Here is a 26,328-nt window from a genome sequence, read left to right on the forward strand (position 1 = left end):
ATTTAATTTTCACATCTAATATTCAATACCAAAGCAAAATACATCTGTTTGGACGAAATACAACTCATTACTGATTTACAGAAAGGCTCGCAAAGTGCTTTCCGTCACCTCGTTGATTCATTTCAAAACAAGGTGTTTAATACAGTATTGTCAATCGTGCAGAATGCTGAAGAAGCGGAAGATGTATCTCAGGAAGTTTTTATTGAAGTTTTTGAGTCGGTTGCTAAATTTAAAGGAGAAGCAAAACTTTCAACTTGGATTTATCGAATAGCAACAACCAAAGCCTTAGAGCTGCATCGCCGAAAGAAAGCCAGTAAACGCTTTGCATTTCTGACGAGTCTTTTCGGAGAAAATGATGAAATTGTGCATCACCCTGCCGATTTTGAACATCCAGGGGTTGTGTTTGAAAACAAAGAACGATCAAAAATATTATTTAAGCATATCAATCAATTGCCTGATAATCAGAAAGTTGCTTTTACACTATGTAATGTAGAAGGACTGAGTTATCAAGAAATTTCGGAGGTAATGCAACTGTCATTGTCATCGGTTGAGTCATTATTATTCAGAGCAAAAACAAACCTCCGAAAAACATTAAAAGAGTATTATGTGAATCAAAGCATATAAGAAAATGAAAAATCAAGAAGAAATCGAACGCCAAATAGAGGAAACGTTAGGAGCATTGGAAGGAATGGAGCGAGCCGAACCTCGACCATTTTTTCAAACTCGTCTTGAAGCCAGAATGCAACAACGCTATGCTCCGCTACCAAAGTTTATGGCACGGCCAGCTTTTGTGTGGTCGTTTTTGGCTTTGGTTGTTTTGCTGAATGTTGGGGTCGTGATTCGATATAGCCAGAAACCAGTTTCGGAACCACAAAATGCCAATACTTTTGCCAAAGAATACGGCTTGGGGGCATTTGATACTAATTTATAAAGTCATGAAAGAAAACAATAAATACAAGATACTTTGGGCCGCTATTGCTGTGCTTTTGCTGCTCAATATCGGTTTGCTTGTTTGGATATCTTTCTTTTCAAATGGTAATTTAGCACAGCCAAAGCGTTTGTTTTTGGAAACTGAATTGAAGTTTGATGAGAAACAAACAGAGGTTTACCGAAAACTTCGCCACGAACACGCTCAGCAAATGCGTAGCTTGCGTGAGAGCGTAAAAGAAATGAAAGAGGCATATTATGCTGATTTAGATAAGTCGATTTCAGAAGATTCTTTGAGAGTAAGAGCCAATCAAATAGAAAGTAAAATGGCCGATGCAGATGTAATTACTTTTCGTCATTTTCAGCAGGTTCGCCAAATGTGTACTCCCGCTCAACAAAAACATTTTGATGAGGTCATTCTCGACCTTATTCGTTCAATCGACCGCCCAGGCCCTCCAAGGGGTGGCCCACCACCCAAGAGTGACCGTCCGCCGATGGATGATATGCCAGCACCGCCACATGAGAGATAAGATTAATTGCCGAATTTATTCGGTGAAAAAAACAAAAAATACCGCAAGTTTTTAGAAGTAAGTGCATCTAAGTACTTAAATACTAAAAAATCATTGACCTAAAATATGTTCTATGGATTGAATTTTACAAGTAAAAATGTTTTCACCTTTTCAAAGTTTCACTTTAAAAATCAACTCCAATGGAAAAATCAATCATAGCAATCTGTGTAGTAATGCTTTTGGTTTCAGCTTGTGGAAATGAGTCTGACTTATCGCCAACTACTACAACTGGTTCGACTACCAGCACAACCAATGCAAGCACTTCGCTCGAAATCTTTAAGAAGATTTACGGAGCAACTGAAGTTTATATCGAAGGAAATTACGCCATTATCAAAACCAATGGTTTGCCAGACCATAAAAGTCCATATTACAAGGATACTCAATGGGCAACCGCAAAGTATGAAGCCTATAATGGGACAAATACAAAATTTGCACTAAACCCCAACCGAATTACTTCGCAAAGTTTGGTTTTTAAGATTCCGATAAACCCAACAAAAGCAAGTTCTACAAGTGCCACACCACTCGGTCCGATTGGAGTTTCGCTCAATGGCGTGCCGTTTTTTAATCAATATGCAGCTATGAATGCCCCATTAACTAACGAAATTAATGGTTTTGACCAATATAACGGGCACCCACAGCAACAAGGGCAATATCATTATCATGTTGAGCCAACTTACCTAACTGCTCAAAAAGGTAAAGATGCACTTTTGGGCTTTTTGCTGGATGGATTTCCTGTTTATGGGCCGCTTGAAAAAGGCAAAACCGTAACCAATAGCGATTTAGATGGCTATCACGGACACTCGCATGCTACTACCGAATACCCGAACGGTATTTATCATTATCATATTACAGACGCAGACCCTTATCTCAATGGCAATGGTTTCTATGGCACGGCAGGTACTGTATCTAAGTAGTGTTTGGTTATTCTTGGTTGCTTGTCAACAACCCCAAAAAACAATAATATTACTGATGAAAGTAGAGGCCAATAATACTGCTTTTTCACATAATCAAGGTGTATTGTTGTACGAAAATAAGCCTTTTTCTGGTAATCAATTCTTACTTTTTGCAAATCAAGATACCGCCAAAGTTTCAACTTACATAGCAGGAAAAGAGCAAGGTTGGAGTAAAGTTTGGTACGAAAATGGTCGATTATCCGAAGAACGTTATTACGAAAAAGGGAAAAAAGAAGGCACACACCGAGCATGGTGGCCCGATGGAAAACCCCGCTTTGAATATCATTTTAAAAACGATGAACATCACGGCGAGCAAAAAGATTGGTTTCCCGATGGAAAACTCGCTGAAGTGTTTCATTACGTAAATGGTCACGAAGAAGGTCAGCAACAAATGTGGTTTGATGATGGCTCGCTCAAAGCTAATTATGTCATAAAAGACGGTCGACGATTTGGCTTACCAGGTGTAAAAAACTGTGTTTCGGTAGTAGAAAACAATACTTTTCGAGCGAAAAAATGAATATAGATTATATAAATAGAATTATCTCTTTGAAGCAGATGGGAGGGAGTATTTGTATTCTACTATTGGCTTTGTGTGCGTGCCAACCCAAAGAACAGACTCAAAAAGAAAACTTACCCTACTACAATACGGCCGATTTTACACCAAATTGGTACACCGAAAAGCAGCTTGATACATTGAAACTGCATAAAATCTCAGATTTTAGTTTTATTGACCAAGAAGGCAAAAAAGTATCCAACGAAACCGTAAAGGGCAAAATTTATGTGGCGAATTTTTTCTTTACGATTTGCCCAAGCATTTGCCCAAATATGACCCAAAATTTACTGACTGTACATCATATATTTAAAAACGATGCTGATATACTGATGCTTTCGCATTCGGTTATGCCTGCCACTGATACCGTAGCCCAACTAAAAAAATATGCCAATCGCTGGGAAATTGATGCCCAGCGATGGCATTTACTCACTGGCGAAAAAGATAAAATTTATGCTTTAGCTCGACAATCGTATTTTGCCGAAAAAGAAATTGGCTTGCAGAAAGACAAAAATGAGTTTCTCCACACCGAAAATGCTTTTTTGATAGATAAAAACGGCTACATTCGTGGGGTTTATAATGCAACCTTACCGCTTGATGTAGAGAATCTGGTGAAAGATATTCAGGTTCTGAAAACTGAATAGTTATTTGATATTGATAAACCCAGTAAAGACTTTACTTTCATTATATTTCAGAATTACAAAAAACTCCCATTTTCTCATACCATAAATCTCATATTTAAACATTTTGGGGCTTCCCGTTGGTCTTATTATTACATTGTCGGGAATGAATTTGCTTCCTTTTACTGATAATCCTTGATTCAAAATCTTTGCTTCGATAGGAAGATATTCTTTGTTCGCTGAATCAAGACCATAGCTAACTAACAAATCTACTTTACTTAAAAAGTTATCTTCAATAGTATGGATTTTAGAACTTCTTGTACCATTTACAAATACTCTATCCGAGTTGAATATCCAGTCTGTTTTGCTATTTTCAGATGAATTTGAAGATTTTGGTAAAATTCCGAGAATAAAAATAATTACCGCCCAGATACCTACTTCTCTTTTTAGCAAAACAGAAGCTCGATAAATTATGTATAAACTCAGTAGTGTAAAGCAGAGACTGATTAAAATAAATATTGAAAAAGCATAGTGGCAAGTATAATGTGAATGGATAAATGACGCTAAAGTTTAGTCGTTTTTGGGCTTTCCTTCAAATTATAGTATCAGTTTTTGCTGTTTTGGTCTGCTACACATATCCTTTGCTCTCTTTTTTGTTGAAAATTGCTTAAAAAGCATAACTTTGCTCGTGAAATGGGGTTATATTTCAAGCCCTTCAACAAACTAACGCTATATGAAAAAAACTATCCTAACCGCAGCGTTTCTTGGCTGCTCAAGCCTTTTTTTACAAGCACAAAACAATTTACTACTCCGTCAGCCAGCTATCAATAAAGATGGCTCAACAGTAGCATTTTCATTTCAAGGCGATATTTGGACTGTCCCAAGTTCGGGTGGAAAGGCTACTCGTCTGACCATCCACGAAGCTTATGAAGGCAATCCTGTTTTTAGTCCAGATGGCAGTCAGATTGCTTTTTCTGGAGCAAGATTTGGCAATAATGATATTTTCGTGATGCCAACCGAAGGCGGAATGCCCAAACGTCTGACTTATCATTCTGGCTCAGATAATATTTCGAGCTGGACTCACGCCGATAAAATTTTATTTTCTACTAATCGAGAATTTAAGCAAATCGAACGTCCGAGCGAAGTTTATTCAATCAGTTCAAAAGGAGGAACAGAATCTCGTTTCTTAGATGCCGTTGGTTTCGACCCAATTCTTTCGCCCGATGGCCGTTTTGTGGCTTTTGTGCGTGGCGATATTAACCCAGTTGCTCGTCAAGACTACAAAGGAAGTTCCGACCGTGACCTTTGGCTCTATGATACCAAAAACAAAACTTATCAGCAACTCCCAAGTTTTGAGACCAACGATGTTTTGCCACAATGGGGCGGAAATAATACACTCTATTTTTTGAGTAGTATTGATGGAGCGTATAATATTTACCGCCTAAAACTTGATGCCAACGGCAAAGCGGCCGATAAAGCCGATAAATTGACCAGTTACAAAGATGAATCAATTCGTGCATTTAGTGTATCGGCTGATGGTAATTCAATGGTTTTCGAGAAAGATATGAATCTTTATACCATGAAAACTTCGGGTGGTTCGGCTCAAAAGCTTAATGTACAAATAAGTGCCGATGACCGCCTTGATGCCACCGAACAGAAAACATTTACCACAGGAGCGAGCCAATACGCTGTTTCGCCTAATGGCAAACTATTGGCTTATTCGATTCGTGGTGAGGTTTTTGTGAAAGAAGCCGATAAAGAAAAATCAAGAAGTATCAACGTTTCGGAGCATGGGTTTCGTGATGTTGAACCAACTTGGTTGAATGATTCAACGCTACTTTTTACGAGCGACCGTGCCAATGGAAATTTTGATATTTATATGGTTCGCTCGGCCGATACTACTCAACGCAATATCTTCAAATCTTTGAAGCACGAACTTACGCAAATAACCAAAACTCCAACCGATGAAAACACTTTGAGTGTGTCGTCTGATGGTAAAAAGATTGCCTACGTGCGTGGAAGAGGCACTTTTGTAGTAGCGGATATTTCGGCAGATGGAAAATTATCAAACGAAAAAATCTTGAATGATAGTTGGGCATCGCCGAGCAGTATCGTTTGGAGTCCTGATAATAAATGGCTGGCTTACTCGCTCGAAGATTTGTATTTCAACGAAGAAGTTTTCATTCATGCGGCCGATAATTCGTCAAAACCAGTAAATGTTTCGATGCACCCAAGAGGTGATGGTCGTCCGTTTTGGAGTGCCGATGGCTCGAAATTAGGTTTTATTTCTGAGCGAAGTGTGGGTCGTAGTGGTGATGTTTGGTTTGTGTGGCTTAAAAAAGAAGATTGGGAAAAAGAAACCCAAGATTGGCAAGAGCGTGAAACGCCAGCTGAAGCCGCTCCCGCAAAACCAAATGATAAAAAAGATAAAACTCCGAAGCCAATTAAAATTGATTTCGACAAAATCTATGAGCGTGTGGTGCAAGTAACCAACTTTCCAGGTGATGAAAGCGACCTCGTAATCTCGAAAGATGGTGAAACTTTTTATTATACCACCACCAGTAGCAATGCCAAAGGCAGAGATTTGTTTAGTATTAAATGGGACGGAAAAGATTTGAAGGAAATCACGAAGGGCGGAGCAAATCCGAATGGTGTTTCTATGGACAAAGATGGAAAATACTTATATTTTACCAAACAAGGGGCTCTGGGTAGAATTGATACAAAAACAAGTGCATCGGAAAACCTACCTTTTGTTTCAAAAATGAAAGTTGATTATACCGCCGAGCGTACACAGGTTTTTGAAGAAGCATGGCGAACAATCCGTGACGGTTTCTATGATCCTAAATTTCACGGAAACGACTGGGTAAAACTCCATGATAAATACAAAGAGCGTTGCGTAAATGCCAGCACTGGAAATGATTTTAGAGATATGTTTAACCTGCTTTTGGGCGAACTCAACTCAAGCCACATGGGGCTTACTGTAACCGACCGTGCCGAAACTCAACGTGAAGCAACTGGATTGCTGGGTGCAGAAATTACACCTGTAAATGGTGGGGTGAAAATCAATCATATAGTGCCAGAAACTCCAGCCGATAAAGAAAAAAGCAAACTCAACGAGGGTGATGTAATTGTGGCAGTAAATGGTGAAAATGTAAGTGAGACTGCTAATTTTCATGGTTTATTGAATGGTTTAGTCAATGAAAAAGTATTATTGACTGTAAAAGCTGCCGATGGAAAAACTCGTGAAGTTGCTATCAGATTGACTGCCAGCATTTCAAATAATTTGTATGAAGAATGGGTAGAAAATCGCAAGAAATTAGTAGAAAAATATTCAAACGGACGCTTGGGTTATATTCATATTAAAGGCATGGATTTTCCGAGTTTTGAAGTAGTTGAGCGTGAATTTACAGCAGCAGGCTACGGAAAAGAAGGTTTATTGATTGATGTACGTTATAATGGCGGGGGCTCAACAACCGATTATCTGATGACGATGCTCAATTATAAGCAACACGCCTATACGATTCCAAGAGGAGCGAGCAATGATTTGGAAAAAGATAAATTGAAGTTTAAAGATTATTATCCAACTGGCGAACGCTTAGTTTATGCCGCTTGGACTAAACCTTCGGTGGCTCTTTGTAATGAAGGCAGTTATTCAAATGCTGAAATTTTCTCGCACGCATACAAAACACTCGGAATTGGTAAATTGGTGGGCGTTCCAACCAATGGTTCGGTAATTTCGACAGGTGGAAAAGCCTTAATGGATGGTTCGTTTGTACGTTTACCTTTCCGTGGATGGTTCACAAAAGCTACTGATAAAAATCAAGAACTCGGGCCAGCCGTACCTGATATTATCGTAGAAAACCAACCAGATTGGATTTCAAAAGGCACTGACGACCAACTCAAAACAGCAGTTGAAGTGCTTTTGAAAGATATTGATGCTAAGAAATAAATATTGAAAAATGTTTTTTTAACGTCGGCATGGTTCTAAACTATGCCGACGTTTTTTGTTAGATCACTTGCGAAAAAAAGGTGGAAAGTTGACCTGTTTTGGCAACACGCTATACCTAAGGCATTTCCCTGAATTTGCAAATGCGAGTAAAAAATTTTGATTTTTAAAGAATATGCATTTACGAGTATCATTTGTTAGGTTTAAACCACATATTTCAAATGGAAGAGCCTTAAAATTTCCTTTTCCATCACCCAATAATGTCACACCTCTCGACGCATCTTGTCGGCCTTGATGAGCTTCATTTGGAAAAAAATTGCCAGCTAAAAGCAAATCTACTTTGCCATCAGCATTAAAATCTTCAATTACTATCGAAAAAATAGGCGACTGTTGGGCTTGCCACGGAAGCTTTATTGGTTGAAAACTGCCTTTCCCATCATTAATTGCCACACAAGACGACAATTCATAAGCTTCTTTTCTCATGGCTCCATTTTTATCATTTTCTGAAAATAAATCTTCTAAAAGTACCGTAGAAAAATCTTTGTAAGTTGTATATTTTTTACGAAAAGCATTGATTTGTAAATTCAAATTTTCTCTCGGATGCACCGGAACTAATTCATTATTGATATACTGCCCCATAATTGGGTCAATTCGGCCATTTCCATCGAAATCTTTTGCCAAAAGCACTACTGGGTTTTCTTTATTTGCTTTATAAAAAGAGTTTTTTCCTTCATTGCCAAGCACTAAATCAAGTAATCCATCATTATTTAGGTCAGCAGCTTCAACTGTATTCCACCAGCCTTCGGTGTGTTGCTTTTGTTGAAGGGTTAGCTTTCCATGATTATTTTTAAGAATCGTCAGTGGCATCCATTCACCAACAAGCACTAATTCTTTAAAATTATCTTTATCTATATCAATCGCTACCGCATCGCAAACCATGCCGAGATTCGATAAAAATGGGGCAGTTTGAGCTGTAACATCAACAAATTTTCCATTATCATTTCTAAGTATATGGCTCTTGGGGCTTGTCGGGTATTGATTAGGTATCATTCGTCCACCAATAAAAATATCGAGGTCATTGTCATTATCAAAATCAAAGGTTTCAATAACTTGACTACTAACATTGAATTTGGGTAAATCATCAGCAAACGAAAATTTGCCTTTCCCATCATTTTTCCAGAGTTGTGGCTGAAATGCTTCAGAAATATCAAGCGGTCTTTCGCATCCGCCTCCTGACAAAATCAAGTCTTGATCGCCGTCTTTATCGGCATCAAAGAACTGGATAGCTCCCACTTCCATACTTTTACTGGTTGGAATTTCCATGATTTTCTGAAATCCACCTTGTTTTGTTTGGATAAAAATCTGCGTTTCATTGCCCATATAGGCTCCGCCTATGGCTATGTCTTCCAAACCATCACCATTTATATCAGCTTTTGCTACAACTGGCCCAAACCTCGAAAGCATTTTGTGTAATGTTGCTGATTCGTTGAAATCATTAAAACTCGACTCTTGATGTTCGTATTCAAATGAGTCATTTACAAGCTGAAAAAGTGGTTTTGTTATAAATTTTTGCTTCTGACTTTGTTGGGCTTCTGAGTATTTTAAAGTGAGATTTTTGGTCGAACTATTAATATTATATTTCTTCTGACTCTTACCATCAGGCCAAACAACGACCAATGAATCAATTTTTTGAGCTTTTCCTTCTCCTATTAAAATACTCCTTGGCATCGAAGAAAGGAACCCTCTAACGGGGAAGTTTTCAAAAAATAATTGTTCGCCACCAATCCATGCTGAAACTTTTGCACCAATTCCTGAAATATTATTCTTATCACCCTCAAATTGTACCTTTAAACTTTTATTTTGGGTTTGTTTTTCAGCATTATTTTTAAAAATAGATGCTTCACTATCAATATTATTCACAATTAAATCAAGGTCTCCATCATTGTCAAGATCGGCAAAGGCCGAACCATTTGCGTATGAAAGTTCATCTAATCCCCAGGTTTCAGAAACATTTTCAAAATCAAGGTTATTTTTATTGCGATAAGCATAATTTTTTAGTTGAATTTCGGGTACTTTTTCAAGTAGTTTTAATCGGTTTTCAGCTCTCGCTTTGTCAGAGCCAAACATATTTTGGTTTTGATAATAGCTTATAAAGTCAAGGTCTGTTACATTTTTTCTATAACCATTTGAAATAAAAATATCTTTTAATTGATCATTATCAAGGTCGCAAAGAAGCGTACTCCAACTCCAATCAGTTCGAGCTACGCCTGCCAATAGTCCATTTTCACTAAACTGTGGGACTCCATCATTATTTCCTAAATTGACTTGCAACATATTTCGCATATATTGAAGTTGATAGTTATAAGGGGGCTTAATACTCATTTCTTTTTTGTCATAATCATGTTTACCGAGCATCTGTTTTTGTCGAGCATTATCTTCGGGCAACATATCAAGCTGAAAAATATCAACTTTTCCATCTTGGTTTATATCAGCTGCATCAACTCCCATACCCGACATAGCAGTATGTGGCATTGCATTTTTTGTAATGTTTCTGAAAGTGCCATTGCCATTGTTTAGATAGAGGACATCCGAACTTAAAAAATCGTTTGAGCAATAAATATCGGGCAGATGATCATTATTGTAGTCGGAAACCACCACGCCAAGCCCCAATCCTTCGTAAGAAATCCCAGCTTCTTTTGATACATCTTTATAAACAGGATGCCCATCGGTGATGCTATAATTTTGGAAAAGTTTACTTGTTGAAGGGTGTGTGCCGTCGTCTTGAGTTGGACGTAGATAACTCGGATTTTGTGTATCGGGCGAAGTATTCAGCAGAAAAACATCAAGGTCGCCATCGGTATCATAATCAAAAAAGACTGATTGCGTTGTATATCCATCATAGTCAAGTCCATAAGCAGCGGCTTCTTCTCTAAAAGTAGGAATTTTAGTTTTTTGATTAATAAATAATAGATTTCGGGAATTTTTGAAAGCCTTGTGGTAGGCCACCGAAACATAAATATCATCCCAACCATCGTTATTAATATCAACTACTGATACCCCATTACACCATCTATCAGTAATCAACCCTGCTTGTTTTGTAATTTTTTCAAAGCGTAAGGAAGTACCTTTTGCATCAGTTTTATTCAAATACAATTCAGAACTGACTTGATTTCCTGTAAAAAATACATCCGTAAGGCCATCATTATTAAAATCACCGATTCCGACCCCGCCTCCGTTGTAGAAGTTTGTAAATGTAAACGCATTTAGCTCATCACTGGCTTTGAGTGAGTTTACAAAGTCAATGTTTGTAGTTGAGCTTGAAGTTCTCTCAAACAGTTTAGCTGAATTTTGCTTACATCCCGCTAATAACAATAAGGAAATTGAGATAGATAGAATTAATTTCATGATTTTTAAATTGTAATCAACGGTGATTTTAGTTAATTATTTCGAGATATAAAACAATTTATGTCAAAATAGTACCAATTAGTAAAAAAAAAGTAACATTTTCTTTTTTTGAAATATATTATGTGTACTTTTGACACGTATTTATATGTGTACAAATGACACATAAGTCATTTCAGCACAATATTACAAATTCTAACATTATAAAATCAACTTTCTCAAAATGAAAAAAAACAATTACAATCCCATCCATTATCAAGAGAATTCTCAATGGTCGAGAAATCTATTACTGGTTTTAGCATTGTCTCTGTTTTCGTTCGGAACGCTCATGGCTCAGGTCAGAGGTGTGGTAAAGAATGAAAACGGCGAAGCATTTCAAGGCGTAAACGTTACAATTAAAGGTGCGAATAAAGGTACAATCACGGATGCATCTGGGCGATTTGAGTTGGCGGCAACGCAAGAAAACACTTTAGTATTTAGCTTTTTAGGCTATAAGCCTACTGAAAGAAAGGTTGGTAACCAAAGAGAGATTAATGTTTCTTTAGAAGTTGACGAAAGTTTAATGGAAGAAGTTGTAGTAGTTGGATACGGTACACAAAAGAAAACCTCATTGACAGGTGCGGTATCTTCAATCACTAACAAAGATTTAGTTACACAACCAGTTATCAGTGCCACACAAGCCATGCAAGGTCGTGTAGCTGGTGTTCAAGTGGTAAACAGCAGTAGCCCAGGAACCGAGCCTCAGGTACGTGTGAGGGGTATTAGTTCGATTAGTATTAGTTCTGATCCATTATATGTAATTGATGGTATACCCGGTGGTGCACTTAATACGATAGCTCCAAATGACATAGAGTCTATAGAAGTATTGAAAGATGCCAGTGCTGCTGCTATCTATGGTTCAAGAGCCTCAAATGGTGTAATTTTAATTACTACCAAAAAAGGTAAAGCAGGTAAATTGAATATCACTCTGGACTCGTATGTGGGTACACAACAAGCTTGGAAAAAATTAGACCTTCTCAAAGCTGCTGATTTTATTAATTATGGTAAAGCAATGGCTGCATCAGCTGCCACCCCGATCTCAATTCCACGTTTTTCTAATTTGGACCAACCTGTGTATCCGGGTGCTACACAAACTTTCGCCCAAACAGATAACGACTGGCAAGATATTATGTTCCAAAATGCTCCTATCAACAATACTCAGTTAGGTCTATCAGGTGGTACAGATAAATCTAAATTTTATTTATCGTTAGGTAGTTTTAATCAAGAAGGTATTATTCCTTTTACTGAATATAGACGTAAAAGCATTCGTTTAAATACAGATCATAACCTTAATAAATTTATTTCTGTAGGTCAAACTTTAATGTTTACAAATGATAGCCGTATAGGTGAAGGCCAAGTAGGTGGTAGAAGCTTGATAATGAACATTATCCGTATGTCTCCTATTCATCCAACGGAAGACCCTACAAAGTTAGGTGGTTACAGTTCTCCATCCAATTCATTTGATGGTACTGATCCTGTTAACCCTTTGAGTATCACTAATATAGTTCAAAAAAATGCAAATAACAATACTTATAAATTGTTAGGTTCTATATTTACTGATGTTAAATTAACTAATTGGTTGAAGTATAGATTTAGCTTAGGTGTTGATTACTCCAGTAATATAGCCAGAACTTTCACCCCAATTTATTTTGACGGAAATAACGGTAATCCAAATACTGCTACAATAGCTCAACAAAGAGGAAGATATTTTTCATCAGTAATTACGAATCAGTTGACTTTTGACAAAACATTTGATAAGCACTATATAAATGCTACAGCAGTTGCTGAAAAGCAAGACGCTGAGTTTAGTGGTATTAATCTTTCTGGCCAACGCCCCGACAATAATATTCAAGAAATACAGGGTGCTGCCAATCTTGCAGGTACAACCAACACAACTGCCAACAGCTTGATATCATATATTGGTCGTTTAAACTATGAGTTCGGCGGTAAATATTTATTGAGTGGCTCTGTACGTCGTGATGGTTCATCGAAATTTGCACCAGGTAACAAGTGGGGTACTTTCCCATCGGTATCTGCCGGTTGGAGAATCAGTGAAGAGTCTTTCATGAAGGATCTTAAGGCTGTATCTGAGTTAAAACTAAGAGCCAGCTACGGTGTAACAGGTAATAACTCATTGGGTGATTATGCATGGCAGCCATTGATTCAAGCCAACAATACCAATTATTCATTTGGTAATGGTTCTCAATTAGGTTCATACTTTAATGGTTTAGGTAACACAGGTTTGAGATGGGAAGAAACTATCACCAAGAATATAGGTGTTGACCTTTCATTGTTTAACAATAAAATTACCTTCACAACAGAGTTATTTGAGCGTAAAACAGATGGTCTATTGTTGTCTGTACCACTTCCTCAATCATTGGGTTACTCAAATAGTCCATTGGCTAACGTAGGTAGTTTACAAAACCGAGGTATCGAAATATCACTTGGCTACCGCTTAGATGCTGGTGAATTGAAATCAACCATCTCAGGTTCATTCGATTTAATCAGAAACAAAGTACTAAGTTTGGCAACACCAAATGCTACTATTAATGGTGGTGGCGGACAAGATTTTGGTGGTGATTCTTGGCGTACAGAGGCTGGTCAGGCATTCCGTTCGTTCTATGGTTGGAAAGTTGCTGGTATATTCCAAAGTGCAGACGAAATTGCTGCAGCCAATGGCTCTGATGGTGATATAAAAACACCTTATCAATTTGAATTTACAAAACCTGGCGATATCAAATTTGCTGATTTAAATGGTGATGGTAAAATTGATGCTAATGATAGAACCTATTTAGGAAGTTATTTACCTAAATTCAACTATGGTTTAAATTATGGTGGTACATACAAAAACTTTGATTTCCAAGTGTTTTTCCAAGGTGTATATGGTAACAAAATATTTAACGGAACTAAATACTTAGGTCAAGGTATGTTGAGATTCTTTAATGCGACCACCGATGTACTCGATGCATGGACTCCTAATAATACAGATACTGATGTACCACGTATTGCTACTGGTGATCCTAACCAAAATGCTAGAATTTCTGACAGATTTATAGTAGATGGTTCTTATTTAAGACTTAAAAATCTTTCTATAGGCTATACTTTGCCATCTAATAAATTGTCAAAAATGACAAACAATATACTAACTAAAGCTCGTATATACGTTACCAGTCAAAATTTACTTACAATTACTAAGTACACTGGTTATGATCCTGAAATCAATAACGGTATTGATACTGGTAATTTTCCTCAGGCACGTACTTTGACTGTAGGTATAAATCTTGGTTTGAATTAATAAAAATTTAAAAAAGAAGACAATGAAAAAAATATTAATGTTAACGGGAGTGATTGGACTCTCTACTATATTAAGCTGTAACGAAAAAGATTTGGAAAAAGTAAATCCAAATGGGGTTACGTTTGAAACATATTTCACTAACGATGCTGAACTTGTAGCAGGAGTTAATTCAGTTTATTCATTATTACAAGGCTTTGGTCTTGGTGCGAGAGAGTGGTTTTTTGTACATGACCTCCGTGGCGATGAAATGGCAACAGGTGGAGCACAACTCGAAGCACCTCGCAGTCAATTGCTTATAGGTTCAAATGCTCCTAACAATTCTGTTGCATCGGATGTATACACAGGTTGGTTTAGAGTTATACATAGAGCCAATGTGGTTCTGGAAAGTTCGGCCAAAACAAATGCTACTTTTTCTAATGCTATAAAAACACGAGTAGCTGGTGAGGCTAAATTTTTGCGTGCTCTGGCTTACTTTGAGTTAGGAACACTTTGGGGTGGCGTACCTATCAATAACGAATATGTAAAATCTGTTGAAGGTTCAAAAGGAAGAGCTACTGTGCAAGAAGTATATAAATTAGTGGTGGATGACCTTAAGGCAGCAGAGGCCGCTTTGCCAGATAGCTATCCAGCCAGCGAGGCAGGTAGAGCTACAAAGGCCGCAGCTCAGACATTGTTAGCTCGTGCATATTTACAGCAAGGCGACTATGCAAGTGCAAAAACTGAGTTAGATAAAGTGGTAAATTCTGGAAGATACCGAATAGTAGATAATTATCTTGACCTTACCAACGAAGAAGGAGAGTTTAATGCTGAGTCAATATTTGAAATAGTATTCTCTAATTCAAACGGAGCCTTCAATTGGAGTGGACCAGATGGTGATGGTAATAGCTTGCAAGAAGAGTCAATTCGCTCTCAAGAGTATTCTCCTATTGGTTGGGGAAACTTAGTGCCTTCAGCTAAAATGGCCGCTGCCTACGAGCGTGTTTCTAAAGGAGATGCTAAGAACGACCCACGCTTTGATATGTCATTCTGGAAAAAAGGCGATAAGTTTAATAACGGTAACGATGTAATGGCTGAAATAGGACCTGGTAGCCCAGTAAAAGTAGATGGAGTGGACACTAAATTAGCTTGGAGAAAATATTCTTTACTTTATAAATCAAACTCTGGTTTTGCTACAAGTGGTATTAATATGCGTGTGATGCGTTATGCAGATGTGTTATTGATGCTTGCTGAGTGTGAAAATGAACTCGGAAACTCAGCCAGAGCCATCACATTAATGAACCAAGTAAGAGCAAGAAAATCAGTTGAGATGCCTCCGTACCCAACTAAAAACTACCCATGTAGCAATAAAGCTCAAGTTTTTGAGGCTGTTCAACATGAGCGTATGGTGGAATTAGCTGCTGAGCAGGTGCGTAATTTTGATATATTGAGATGGAGAAAAAATAAAAAGCAAACCAGTGAGCCTATATCTTATTTTACGGCCAACAAGTTTGAGCTTTTGCCTCTACCTCAGTCTGAAATTGACAATAATCCAAGTATTGATAATAAGGACCAAAATCCTGGTTATTAATCAGTTAGCTTTAGAACAGACAGCAAAAGGCTGTCTGTTCTATTATTTTCAAAAGCACCATTTAATTCAGCCTTTTTCAATAATTTGTTTCTGGAAATAACTATTAACGTTTCCCAAAACCTTGAAACTTATTAATCAAAATTCTCAGGTTAGAAATACAAAATAAAATCTTTTTTTCTTACAATTAATTTGGCTTAATTTATAATTAAATTATATTTGTGTTAATTTGACACATTATGTTTTACTTATAGTCAGATATAACTGTTTTCAAACTTTTTATCCTAACCAGAAATCAATGAAAAGAAAGTTTCTCCTCGTATTTTTTGTAATTTTAATAGAGTTTGCCCAAGCCCAAACACCCCTCAAACTTTGGTATAAACAACCAGCAGGCAATACGTGGGAAAATGCTTTACCAATAGGCAATGGCCGATTGGGTGCAATGATTTATGGGAATGTAGCCAAAGAAATAATTCAACTCAACGAACACACAGTTTGGAGTGGCAGCCCCAACCGAAATGATAATCCACAGTCTTTAGAAAAATTGGCTGAAATTAGAAAATTGATTTTTGAAGGAAACCACAAAGAGGCCGAAAAATTGGCTAATCAAGCCATTATCACCAAAACTTCACACGGACAAAAATTTGAACCCGTCGGGAATCTCAACTTAGTCTTCGATGGACATGAAAACTTTACGAACTATTACAGAGAATTAGACATTGAAAAAGCTATTTCAAAAACAACCTATCAAGTAGGCGATGTGGTTTATACCCGTGAAGCCTTTGCTTCATTGGCCGATAGAGTAATTATAATGAAAATATCTGCCAGTAAAGCAGGTAATTTGTCGTTCAATGCTAATATTTCTTCTCCACAAAAAAGAAAAACGATTGCCACTACATCAACCAAAGATTTAACTATTTCGGGCACAACCAGCGACCACGAAACCGTAAAAGGTATGGTAGAATACAAAGGAATTACTCGAATAAAATTAGAGGGTGGCAGCCTTCAAGCAACTGATACTTCTTTGATAGTGAAAGGAGCAAATTCTGCTACCATTTTCATTTCAATAGCTACTAATTTTAACAATTATCAAGATTTAAGTGGCGACGAAAACAAGCGTGCCGCCGAATATTTAAACAAAGCCTACCCTAAAACATACACTACACTACTGAATTCGCACACTTTAGCTTATCAAAGGTTATTTAATCGAGTAAAAATTGATTTAGGTGAAACCGATGCCGTAAAGCTCCCTACCGACGAACGCCTGAGAAATTTCAGAAATACCAATGACCCACAAATGGTGGCTCTTTATTATCAATTTGGGCGGTATTTACTCATTTCTTCATCACAACCTGGTGGACAGCCTGCCAATTTGCAAGGTATTTGGAATCATAGAATTAATCCACCGTGGGACAGTAAATATACCATCAACATAAACGCCGAAATGAATTATTGGCCAGCCGAGAAGACAAATCTTTCAGAATTGCACGAACCTTTCTTGAAAATGGTGCAGGAACTCTCGGTAACTGGGCAGAAAACCGCCAAAGATATGTATGGTGCAAGAGGCTGGATGGCTCACCACAATACTGATATTTGGCGAGCAACGGGTGCGATTGACGGTGCTTTTTGGGGTATGTGGACAGCTGGCGGTGGCTGGGTGAGCCAACATTTATGGGAACATTATCTGTACACTGGCGATAAAGCATTTTTGGCTTCAGCTTATCCTGCACTCAAAGGAGCGGCACAATTCTATGCCGATTTCTTGATTCCACATCCAAATAAGAATAATTGGTTAGTCGTAAACCCAGGAAATTCACCCGAAAATGCTCCTGCGGCCCACGATGGTTCTTCGCTTGATGCGGGCGTTACGATGGATAATCAGATAGTTTTTGATGTGTTCAGCAAGGCAATCAATGCTGCTCAAATTCTCAAAAAAGATGCTTCTTTTGTTGATTCTCTCAAAAAATTAAGAGATAAATTACCGCCAATGCACATTGGGCAACATAATCAGTTGCAAGAATGGCTCGATGATATCGACGACCCTAAAGACCAACACCGCCATATTTCACATCTATACGGACTTTATCCATCGAATCAGATTTCGGCTTATCGCACGCCCGAACTTTTTGAGGCATCTAAAAACTCTCTGATTTATCGTGGTGATGTCTCTACAGGTTGGAGTATGGGCTGGAAGGTAAACTGGTGGGCAAAACTACAAGATGGTAATCATGCTTATAAATTGATTCAAAATCAACTAACGCCTATTGGAAACGAGCGTGGTGCGGGCGGTACTTATAATAACCTTTTCGATGCACACCCGCCATTTCAGATTGATGGAAATTTCGGCTGTACTTCAGGTATTACTGAAATGTTGATGCAGAGCAGCGACGGTGCTATTCATTTACTTCCTGCTTTGCCAGATGTTTGGCCTACGGGTAAGATTTCAGGTTTGAAAGCAATCGGAGGTTTTGAAATCGTAGAAATGCAATGGAAAGATGCCAAATTGGTGAAATTGGTCGTAAAATCTAATCTTGGAGGAAATCTGAGATTACGTACTCCAAACGATTTGAAGCAAACCAATGGCACAAAACTAAAAGAAGCAAACGGCCAAAACCCCAATCAATTTTATAGTTTAGATGAAACAGCAAAACCTGTTATTTCAGAAAAATCAAGCATAAAAGCACCCACTTTGGCAACAACAAAATTGTATGATATTGCCACCCAAAAAGGTCAAATCATCACTTTATCACTTTAAAATTTACGAATTAAACAAAGATTAAAATGTTAAAAAAAGTAGCAAAAATTTGTAGCATCATCGTATTGGTTTGTTGTGTGAAAATTGCATCGGCACAAGTAACCCTTACAAATCCGATATTAACAGGCTTTTATCCTGACCCAAGCATCGTGAAAGTGGGAGCAGATTATTATTCTGTACATTCTACTTTTTCTTATTTCCCAGGTTTGCCCATTATGCACAGCCGTGATTTGAAAAACTGGAAACAAATTGGGAATGTAATCAGTCGTCCATCACAAATGGACTTTAAGGGCGAGCGTATGAGCCGTGGACTTTTTGCACCTGCCATTGCCTATTATAAAGGTATCTACTACGTTACTTGTACTGATATTGACCATGACGGCAACTTTGTGGTTACCGCCACAAACCCAGCAGGGCCTTACAGCAATCCTGTAAAATTGCCCCAAGTAAGAGGCATCGACCCATCTATTTATTTCGATGAAGCAACCGATAAAGCCTACATAACCTACAACAGCGATGCTCCTGATAATAAACCACTTTATTCGGGTCACCGCACAGTGCAAATGTATGAGTTTGATTATAAAAACTTGAAAACCATCGGCGAGAAAAAGCAATTAATAAACGGTGGCGTGGACATTACCAAAAAACCAGTTTGGATTGAAGGACCTCACATCATGAAACGTAACGATTGGTACATTTTATACTGTGCCGAAGGCGGAACATCGGTCAATCACTCACAAGTGGCTTTGCGTAGTAAAGATATTTGGGGACCGTACGTGCCGTATGAAGGAAATCCAGTTTTAACTCAAAGAGGTTTACCAGCCGACCGCCCAAATCCAATTACTTCGGCTGGACACGCCCAGTTTATCGAAGGTCCAGATGGAAATTGGTACTCAATTTTCTTGGCTGTTCGCCCTTACGAAGGTGATTATTACAATACAGGTCGTGAAATGTTTATTGCTCCGCTTACGTGGGTAAACGACTGGCCAATGATTGAACACGGCGAAAAAGCCCTCGAATACAAATACAAAACCAACATAAAAGAAGTTAAACAGAAAGGTGCGTTGCCTCAAAATGGCAATTTTTCTTATACCATGAAGTTCGATAAAGGTCTCGACCTTTCGATGATGCACTTACGCACGGTAGATAGTAGTTCGTTTAAAACTTCTAAAAATGGACTAACATTAAATCTAAAACCTGAGACTATTTCAGAACTTGGCAATCCATCATTTGTAGCTAAACGCCAGCAACACATGAATAGCACTGCTGAAACTGAGCTTGTTTTCACGCCAAAATCTGAAAAAGAAAAAGCTGGTTTAGTGATTTATCAAGACGAAAGTCATTATTATTTCTTGGCAAAATCAATTAAAGATGGTAAAACTCAGGTAGAATTATACAAGAGCGTTCACCGCAAAAAAGATGTAGAGTTAATAAATACTCTACCCGTTGGTAATGGAAAATTAGTGCTACGTATCACCAATAATGCGGATAAATGTCATTTTGCTATTTCAGAAAACGGCAAAGACTTTAAGATTTTGGCCGAAAACCAAGATGGTAAGCACCTTTCTACCAGAGTTTCGGGCGGTTTTATTGGTAATGTTTTTGCCATGTATGCTACCTCAAACGGTGAAAAATCAGACAATAACGCCACATTTAAGTATCTGAAATACAGCGGTGATGATGCTGTTTTGAGATAACAGTTCATTCTATTTATAAAAATGAATTTCGAGCATATCATAACATCAGAAGAGCAATTGCGTGAAACTTTGGGCTATCCATCAGAGATAGTTACCCGAAAAACCATCAGTTATATTGATGAGCATTGCCGTAGTTTCATCGAAAAATCGCCATTTATTACTATTGCTACTTCTGATTTAGCGGGTAATTTCGACGTTTCGCCCAAAGGCGACCCCGCTGGTTTTGTGAAAATATTGGATGAAAAAACATTAGCGATTCCTGACCGACCAGGCAACGCCAAAGCTGATACGCTCACAAACATTATTAAAAACCCCCACATTGGGCTAATATTTTTAATACCTGGGGTTAGAGAAACCTTGCGAATCAATGGTGAGGCTAAAATTGTGCAGGATAAATGGGTGCTGGAGCAGCTAACTGTTGATGGTAAAACACCCTCTTTTGCCATCATCGTTATCGTAAAAGAAGCATTTATGCACTGTGCTAAATGTATCATTCGGTCAAAATTGTGGCAAGTGGATAGTACAAAACAAGCAAGTGTTCCTTCTTTAGCTAAAGTTTTGGTGGAACATGGAAAACTCGAAATTTCGGTAGATGAATTGGATGGTATGATAAAAAATGACGAGCAAACAAATCTGTATTGATTTTTGAAATGCTCTTTGCTAAAAAATGAAAAGACTCTTAAATATTTGTTTATTTCTATTGGCAGGTCAGATTGGGTTTGGTCAAACTCATAACCCAATCGTCCATGCCGACGTGCCTGACCTTTCGATGATTCGTGTGGGCGATACGTATTACATGAGTAGCACCACCATGCACATGAGTCCAGGATTACCCATTATGAGTTCAAAAGACTTGGTAAATTGGAAACTCGAAAGTTATTGCTATGATAGATTGGTAGAAAACGATGCCATGAATCTCTCGAATGGTCAAAACACCTACGGACGTGGTTCTTGGGCGAGTTGCATCCGCTATCATAATGGTGAATTTATGGTCAGCACTTTTGCCGCTACTTCGGGCAAAACGCATATTTATACCTCAAAAAACATCAAAGGCCCTTGGAAAGAAAAATCTTTTGCTCCTGCTTATCACGACCACAGCATCTTTTTTGATGATGATGGCAAAGTTTATATGATTTATGGAGCAGGAAAACTCAAAATTTTGGAATTAAAATCCGATTTGAGTGGAAAAATGGAAGGTACAGAAGAGAAAACCTTGATTGAAAATGCTTCTGCCGCTGCCAATGCTCCCATTATGTTGCAAGCTGAAGGCTCGCAGCTTTTCAAAAAAGACGGCAAATATTATTTATTCAATATCGTTTGGCCTCGTGGCGGAATGCGAACGGTGCTTATTCACCGTGCCGATAAAATTACTGGGCCGTGGGAAGGAAAAATTGGTTTACAAGATTTGGGCGTAGCTCAAGGTGGCTTGATTGATACGCCAGATGGACGTTGGTTTTCCTACCTTTTCCGTGATAATGGCGGTGTGGGACGTATTCCATACATAGTGCCTGTGGTGTGGAAAGATGGTTGGCCAATTTTGGGTGAAAATGGTAAAGTACCTATGAACCTAAACTTACCCGCCAATAAAAGTCTGATTCCAAATTTAGTAAATTCGGATGAATTTACTCGAAAAAAAGGTGAGCCAGCTTTGCCATTAGTTTGGCAATGGAATCATAATCCTGATAATTCACTTTGGTCGCTTACTGAGCGTAAAGGTTTTCTTCGCTTAAAAACAGGCAGAATAGATACTTCTTTTGTTTCTGCAAAAAATACACTTACCCAACGCACCATTGGCCCAGAAAGCACAGGTTTGATTGCCCTTGATGCTTCAAAAATGAAAGATGGCGATATGGCTGGATTGGGTTTATTGCAGAAAAACTACGGTTTTGTAGGAATTAAAGTCGAAAATGGCACAAAATCTATCATTATGGTGAGTACCAAAGGTGGTAAAGCTACCGAAATTGAGAAAGTACCCGTTTCACAAAATACCGTTTACTTCAAAGCCGAGTGTAATTTCAAAGACCGAGCCGATATTGCTCATTTCTTTTATAGTCTCGATGGAAAATCTTGGAAGAAAATTGGCGAACCGCTAAAAATGCCTTACACCTTACCGCATTTTATGGGTTATCGTTTCAGCCTTTTCAATTTTGCTACCAAAGAAGTAGGCGGTTTTGCCGATTTTGACTATTTCAGAATCGAAGATAAAATTTCAGAAAAATAAGATAGAACCCATGAAAATAGTAAAAATACTTACTTGCTTAATTGTTGTACTAAACTTTAGTGTGAATGCCCAAAATAGTGCCAAAGTAAGCAGTCCTGATGGAAAACTGGTGGTTACAGTAACGACTGAAAACGGCAAACCAAGCTATGAAGTAAGTTTAAATGGAAAGCAATTCCTAACGAAGTCTCCACTTGGACTAAAAACCAACGTGGCCGACCTTAGTGAAGGATTAAGTATGAATGCCAACGTGAAGGAGTCGAAAATCGACGAAAATTATAGTTTGGCAACCATCAAAAAATCAAAGGTTCATTACGTAGCCAACGAGGCTATTTTTACTTTCAAAAAAGATACAAACACTGTCTTCGACGTAGTTTTTAGAGTAAGTAACAACGATTTAGCGTTCAAATACAAGCTTTATCCTTACAAAAAAGCTTTGTCATGCGTGGTAAATGAAGAAACCACAGGATTTAGTTTGCCGACTGGAAGTACCACATTTCTATCTTCACAAAGCAAGCCAATGGTAGGTTTTGCTCGCACCATGCCCAGCTATGAAATCCCTTACACAGTGGACGACGCAATGGGGCAAAATGGTCGAGACAATAACGGCTACACTTTTCCATGTCTTTTTAAGGTCAATGAAAGCGGCTGGGTTTTGATTTCTGAAACTGGTGTAGGAAGCAATTATTGTGGCAGCAGATTGATAGGTCAAAAAGATGGACTTTACACCATTGGCTACCCGATGATGGGTGAAAATAATGGCAATGGAACCACCGCACCAGGCATCATGCTTCCTGGCGAAACACCGTGGCGTACAATTACTGTCGGCGAAACCCTCTCTCCGATAGTAGAAACTACCGTAGCTTTTGATGTCGTAAAACCATTGTATGAAGCAAGTCAAAAATATGAATACACTAAAGGTAGCTGGAGTTGGATTATAAAAATGGATAGCCGAACCATTTTTGAGGAACAAATCAATTACATCAATTTTAGTGCGGCTATGGGCTATAAAACCGTTTTGGTCGATGCCCTTTGGGACAAACAAATCGGGCGTGAAAAAATTGTAGAATTATGTAAATATGCCAAGAAAAAAGGCGTGAGTTTGTATTTGTGGTATAACTCAAATGGTTACTGGAACGATGCTCCGCAAGGCCCAAGAGGTATCATGGATAACACCATTGCCCGACGCAAAGAAATGGCTTGGTTGAAATCTATCGGTGTAAAAGGAATTAAAGTGGATTTCTTTGGTGGCGATAAACAAGTAACGCTCAAACTTTACGAAGATATTCTCTACGATGCCAACGACTACGGAATCCTTTGCATTTTTCATGGGGCAACCTTGCCTCGTGGTTGGGAACGAATGTACCCAAATTTTGCTGCGAGTGAAGCCGTTTTGGCAAGTGAAAATTTAGCTTTTTCACAACAATTCTGCAATAAAGAATCATTCAACGCTACACTTCACCCATTTATCAGAAACGCTGTTGGAAGCATGGATTATGGTGGAAGTGCCTTGAATAAATTTTATAACGGCAATAATACACCAAATCGAGGCTCAAAACGCATGACTTCTGATGTGTATGCCTTGGCAACTGCTGTTTTGTTTCAAAGTCCTGTGCAGCATTTTGCATTAGCACCCAATAATCTGACCGATGCCCCTGCTTGGGCAATCAATTTTATGAAAGAAGTGCCCACCACTTGGGACGAAGTAAAACTGATTGATGGTTACCCTGGGAAATACGTGATTTTAGCTCGTCGTCAGGGTGCAAATTGGTACGTGGTGGCTATCAATGCCGAAAAAGAAACTTTAAAAAAGACCATAAAACTTCCGATGTTGAGTGCCAATACTGAGTACAGAATGTATTCGGATGATGAACAATTAAACGGAAAACTAAGCAAAATTAAAGTGCCAACAACGCAAGAAGTTGAACTAACAGTGCCGTTTAATGGTGCGGTTCTGATTGTAAAATAAGCTTAAAAAAAACTATAAAATGAAAAAACTTTTTCTGATAATTTCCTTATTTATCTTAGGTGAAAACGCCTTCGCCCAAGACCCGAATTTTCATATTTATCTCTGCATTGGTCAGTCAAACATGGAAGGTGCCGCACGAATTGAAGCACAAGATACTGTTAATATCGACAGTCGTTTCAAAGTCTTGGAAGCCTTAGACTGTTCAAAACTCAATCGCCAAAAAGGGCAATGGTACACGGGCAAACCACCACTCTGCCGTTGTGATACTCGTCTTTCACCTGCCGATTACTTTGGTCGTACAATGATTCAAAATATGCCTCAAAACCAATCGTTAGGTTTGGTTCATGTAGCGGTGGCAGGAAGTAAAATTGAGATTTTCGATAAAATAAAATACAAAGCCTACCTCGATTCTTCGGCCAAAGAAAGACCGTGGATGATAAATATGGCAAATTCTTATGGTGGAAATCCCTACGAAAGATTGATAGAAATGGCAAAAATCGCTCAAAAATCGGGAGTTATTAAAGGAATACTCTTGCATCAAGGCGAATCAAATACGGGTGATAAAACTTGGCCAGCCCAAGTAAAAAAGATTTACGATGATATTTTGGCTGATTTAAACATAGCTCCAAATTCAATTCCCTTATTGTCGGGAGAATTAGTAGCTGCCGAACAAGGCGGTAAATGTGCCAGTCACAATGCCATTATTGCTACGCTTCCACAAACTATTCCTAAAGCGGTGGTGGTTTCGTCAGCTGGCCTTACTGCTGCCAAAGATGGTTTACATTTCGACTCAGCAGGCGTTCGTGAATTTGGGAAACGCTATGCCGAAGCATTGATGCAATATTCAAAAAAATAAAAAATTGCCGTTGTCTGTGTCCTCACAGACAATTCGTTTCGCAGAATAAAAATAATTCAACCTTACAATGAAAAGTAGATTCCTCTTAACCGCCCTTCTTGCCATTGTCTGTGTCCTCACAGATAATGTTTCCGCTTTTTCGCAGGAAATTATTAAAATATATCCTACACAAGTTGCCAACGCTAAACCCACTGAAAAAGCGGAGACATTTGACCGTGGGATGTACCGCAATGTAACTGTTCCAACGCTCGAATACATCAAGCCCGAAAAACCAAACGGAACAGCCGTAGTCGTAATTGCTGGTGGTGGCTATGGTGTAATTGTTTATAATGGAGAAGGTTTGGGAACTGCCAAGAGTTTGGCCGAAAAAGGAATTTCTGCTTTTGTATTGAAATACCGCCTACCAAGTGATGAAATCATGCAAGATAAGAAAATAGGCCCCTTGCAAGATGCTCAACAAGCCATTAAATATTTGCGTGAAAACGCCGAAAAATATGGCATTGATAAAAATAAAATTGGTATCATGGGCTTTAGTGCGGGCGGGCATTTGGCCAGTACTGCCGCTACGCATTTTGAGAAATCTTACATCGAAAACCCACAAAATACCAATCTTCGACCTGATTTTCAAGTACTTGTTTATCCAGTAATCACGATGCAAGATGCACTTACCCACGGCGGTTCTCGTGATGCTTTAATTGGTAAAACGCCATCGCAAGAAGATAAAGATTTGATGTCGAATGAATTACAAGTAAAAGCCAATACGCCCATTACATGGCTAACTCATGCCGCCGATGATAAAGTGGTAGATGTGGATAATAGCATTCAGTATTTTGAAAAACTCCGCAAAAACAAAGTCGAAGTTGAAATGCACATTTTTCCTAAAGGCGACCACGGATTTATCTTCCGCCAAAAAGGTTGGACAGACCCACTTTTCGATTGGATGAAACGAAATAATTTATTGTAAATCA

Annotated in this window: 18 protein-coding genes; 16 read left to right on the plus strand and 2 right to left on the minus strand. The window is 38.3% G+C overall.

The window, feature by feature from the left end; genetic code table 11:
* Positions 1-48: 48 nt before the first annotated feature.
* From A6M55_RS13825 to A6M55_RS13850, 6 genes are all read left to right on the plus strand, one after another.
* Positions 49-624 (plus strand): RNA polymerase sigma factor, encoded by a 576-nt coding sequence (locus tag A6M55_RS13825; protein WP_064198183.1) that lies wholly within the window; start codon positions 49-51, stop codon positions 622-624.
* A gap of 4 nt (positions 625-628) precedes the next feature.
* A complete protein-coding gene (locus A6M55_RS13830) occupies positions 629-931 on the plus strand; it encodes a hypothetical protein (protein WP_064198184.1) in 303 nt (100 codons plus the stop codon).
* A gap of 4 nt (positions 932-935) precedes the next feature.
* The gene (locus A6M55_RS13835) at positions 936-1,457 is read left to right on the plus strand and encodes a Spy/CpxP family protein refolding chaperone (protein WP_119364493.1); all 522 of its coding nucleotides are present in this window, start codon (positions 936-938) and stop codon (positions 1,455-1,457) included.
* 179 nt (positions 1,458-1,636) lie between these two features.
* Positions 1,637-2,410 carry a YHYH protein gene (locus tag A6M55_RS13840; protein ID WP_064198186.1) on the plus strand — a complete coding sequence of 258 codons (774 nt, stop codon included), beginning with the start codon at positions 1,637-1,639 and terminating at the stop codon, positions 2,408-2,410.
* A complete protein-coding gene (locus A6M55_RS13845) occupies positions 2,367-2,966 on the plus strand; it encodes a toxin-antitoxin system YwqK family antitoxin (protein ID WP_197491712.1) in 600 nt (199 codons plus the stop codon). The genes A6M55_RS13840 and A6M55_RS13845 overlap by 44 nt, the downstream gene beginning before the upstream one ends.
* Positions 2,963-3,643, plus strand: coding sequence for an SCO family protein (locus tag A6M55_RS13850; RefSeq protein WP_082893032.1), 681 nt, complete (start codon positions 2,963-2,965; stop codon positions 3,641-3,643). Before A6M55_RS13845 ends, A6M55_RS13850 begins: the two co-directional genes overlap by 4 nt.
* Here A6M55_RS13850 and A6M55_RS13855 read toward each other — a convergent pair whose 3' ends face one another.
* Positions 3,644-4,072, minus strand: coding sequence for a hypothetical protein (locus A6M55_RS13855; RefSeq protein WP_064198187.1), 429 nt, complete (start codon positions 4,070-4,072; stop codon positions 3,644-3,646).
* 280 nt (positions 4,073-4,352) lie between these two features.
* Between A6M55_RS13855 and A6M55_RS13860 the strand changes: the two genes are divergently transcribed.
* A complete protein-coding gene (locus A6M55_RS13860) occupies positions 4,353-7,568 on the plus strand; it encodes a S41 family peptidase (RefSeq protein WP_064198188.1) in 3,216 nt (1,071 codons plus the stop codon).
* Positions 7,569-7,631: 63 nt separating this feature from the next.
* Here A6M55_RS13860 and A6M55_RS13865 read toward each other — a convergent pair whose 3' ends face one another.
* Positions 7,632-10,970: a VCBS repeat-containing protein gene (locus A6M55_RS13865; protein ID WP_082893033.1), complete on the minus strand. Its 3,339-nt coding sequence runs from the start codon at positions 10,968-10,970 to the stop codon at positions 7,632-7,634.
* Between the two features lie 220 nt (positions 10,971-11,190).
* Between A6M55_RS13865 and A6M55_RS13870 the strand changes: the two genes are divergently transcribed.
* The 9 genes from A6M55_RS13870 to A6M55_RS13910 all read left to right on the plus strand — a co-directional run bounded on the left by A6M55_RS13870 (position 11,191) and on the right by A6M55_RS13910 (position 26,324).
* Complete coding sequence (locus A6M55_RS13870) at positions 11,191-14,301, plus strand: TonB-dependent receptor (protein WP_064198190.1); 3,111 nt, start codon at positions 11,191-11,193, stop codon at positions 14,299-14,301.
* A 22-nt stretch (positions 14,302-14,323) separates the two neighbouring features.
* Positions 14,324-15,868, plus strand: coding sequence for a RagB/SusD family nutrient uptake outer membrane protein (locus A6M55_RS13875; RefSeq protein ID WP_064198191.1), 1,545 nt, complete (start codon positions 14,324-14,326; stop codon positions 15,866-15,868).
* Between the two features lie 295 nt (positions 15,869-16,163).
* Positions 16,164-18,620: a glycosyl hydrolase family 95 catalytic domain-containing protein gene (locus A6M55_RS13880; RefSeq protein WP_064198192.1), complete on the plus strand. Its 2,457-nt coding sequence runs from the start codon at positions 16,164-16,166 to the stop codon at positions 18,618-18,620.
* 26 nt (positions 18,621-18,646) lie between these two features.
* Positions 18,647-20,317 carry a glycoside hydrolase family 43 protein gene (locus A6M55_RS13885; RefSeq protein ID WP_064198193.1) on the plus strand — a complete coding sequence of 557 codons (1,671 nt, stop codon included), beginning with the start codon at positions 18,647-18,649 and terminating at the stop codon, positions 20,315-20,317.
* 21 nt (positions 20,318-20,338) lie between these two features.
* Positions 20,339-20,959, plus strand: a complete 621-nt coding sequence (locus A6M55_RS13890) for an MSMEG_1061 family FMN-dependent PPOX-type flavoprotein (protein WP_064198194.1) — start codon at positions 20,339-20,341, stop codon at positions 20,957-20,959.
* 25 nt (positions 20,960-20,984) lie between these two features.
* Positions 20,985-22,538, plus strand: coding sequence for a glycoside hydrolase 43 family protein (locus A6M55_RS13895; RefSeq protein ID WP_064198195.1), 1,554 nt, complete (start codon positions 20,985-20,987; stop codon positions 22,536-22,538).
* 10 nt (positions 22,539-22,548) lie between these two features.
* Complete coding sequence (locus A6M55_RS13900; RefSeq protein WP_064198245.1) at positions 22,549-24,504, plus strand: glycoside hydrolase family 97 protein; 1,956 nt, start codon at positions 22,549-22,551, stop codon at positions 24,502-24,504.
* 19 nt (positions 24,505-24,523) lie between these two features.
* A complete protein-coding gene (locus tag A6M55_RS13905; RefSeq protein ID WP_064198196.1) occupies positions 24,524-25,360 on the plus strand; it encodes a sialate O-acetylesterase in 837 nt (278 codons plus the stop codon).
* A gap of 67 nt (positions 25,361-25,427) precedes the next feature.
* Complete coding sequence (locus tag A6M55_RS13910) at positions 25,428-26,324, plus strand: alpha/beta hydrolase (RefSeq protein WP_064198197.1); 897 nt, start codon at positions 25,428-25,430, stop codon at positions 26,322-26,324.
* The last annotated feature ends 4 nt before the right edge of the window (positions 26,325-26,328 follow it).

The organism is Emticicia sp. MM, from assembly GCF_001649495.1.